1 pseudogene is annotated in these 671 nt (G+C 70.3%); it reads right to left on the bottom strand.

Annotated features, from left to right (window positions below):
• Positions 1 to 387: 387 nt before the first annotated feature.
• Positions 388 to 671 (bottom strand): annotated as a pseudogene (locus IH13_RS45635) (hypothetical protein); the annotation flags it as partial.

Below are 671 nucleotides of genomic sequence, written 5' to 3'. Positions count from 1 at the left end.
TCTTTCAGGACCCTTGGTCCCAGCGTTCAACGCTGGGACCAAGGGTCCTTTTGTTTTTCCGAAGCGCGTCGGATGGCCGACTGCGCGAGAATGTCTGTGGTACCCGATGACAGGAGTCACCCCCATGTCCACCAACTCTTCCGACGACCGTCCGGAGCGCGAGCCGCGTCGCCGGGAAGACGGTGACAGGGGCGGCTTCCGAGGAGGTCGTGACGACCGCTCCTCCGCTCCCCGACGTGACGGCGACCGAGGAGGTTTCCGTCGCGATGACCGCGACCGTGATCGTGGCCCGCGCCGTGACGGCGGCCGTGGTCCCGGCGCCGGCTCCGGTGGCGGCAACTTCCGTCGTGATGACCGTGGGCCGCGTCGGGACGACGACCGTGGTGGTTACCGCGGGGTGGCGGCTTCGAGCGTCGTGACGACCGGCCCCGTGGCCCGCGTCGCGACGACGACCGACCCGGCGGTTTCCGCCGTGACGACAATCGCGGGGACAACCGCGGTGGCGGCAACTTCCGTCGTGATGACCGTGCTCCGCGCCGTGACGACGACCGACCCGGTGGTTTCCGCCGTGACGACAATCGCGGGGACACGCGGGGAGACAACCGGGGCGGCGGTGGTTTCCGCCGTGACGACCGCGCCCCCCGCCGCGACGACGACCGTGGTGGCTACCG

It is taken from the genome of Streptomyces sp. NRRL WC-3549, assembly GCF_000721935.1.
Taxonomy (GTDB): Bacteria; Actinomycetota; Actinomycetes; order Streptomycetales; family Streptomycetaceae; genus Streptomyces.
This window is presented reverse-complemented; position numbering and strand designations above follow the sequence as displayed.